General features: G+C 41.0%; 2 rRNA genes. Both read left to right on the top strand.

Annotation, left to right across the window (positions count from 1 at the left end):
* Positions 1-260: ribosomal RNA gene (locus tag ACPGXI_RS18025) — 23S ribosomal RNA — on the top strand; the annotation flags it as partial.
* Positions 261-344: 84 nt separating this feature from the next.
* Positions 345-461 (top strand): 5S ribosomal RNA (gene rrf / locus ACPGXI_RS18020).
* The last annotated feature ends 39 nt before the right edge of the window (positions 462-500 follow it).

Here is a 500-nt window from a genome sequence, read left to right as displayed (position 1 = left end):
ATATTGATGAGATCTGTCCTTAGTACGAGAGGACCGGGATGGACAAACCTCTAATGTACCAGTTGTCATGCCAATGGCATAGCTGGGTAGTCACGTTTGGAATGGATAACCGCTGAAAGCATCTAAGCGGGAAGCCAACTCAGAGATAAGTATTCTATCATTGATAAGTCACCTTCGAGACCAGGAGGTTGATAGGTTGGGGGTGTAAGGGCTGTGAAGTCTTTAGCTGACCAATACTAATATGACGAACACTTAACCTAAAGCAAAATGATTTAGAAGAAAAGAATTAATTTATGAAACATTATTATATAGTTTTGAATGTTTAACATTCATAAGAAAGTAAGCTTGGTAAGAAAAGCTACGGGGGTACACCTGGTCACATTCCGAACCCAGAAGTTAAGTCCGTAAACGCCGAAAGTACTTAGGGGGCAGCCCCTTGGGAGGATAGGAACTTGCCAAGTCTTTTTTATTTTTTGTAAAAATATGCGCCACTAGCTCAG

The organism is Mycobacterium sp., assembly GCF_049608025.1.
Taxonomy (GTDB): Bacteria; Actinomycetota; Actinomycetes; order Mycobacteriales; family Mycobacteriaceae; genus Mycobacterium.
The sequence above is the reverse complement of the archived record's forward strand: the minus strand, read 5'-3'. Positions and strand labels throughout refer to the sequence as shown.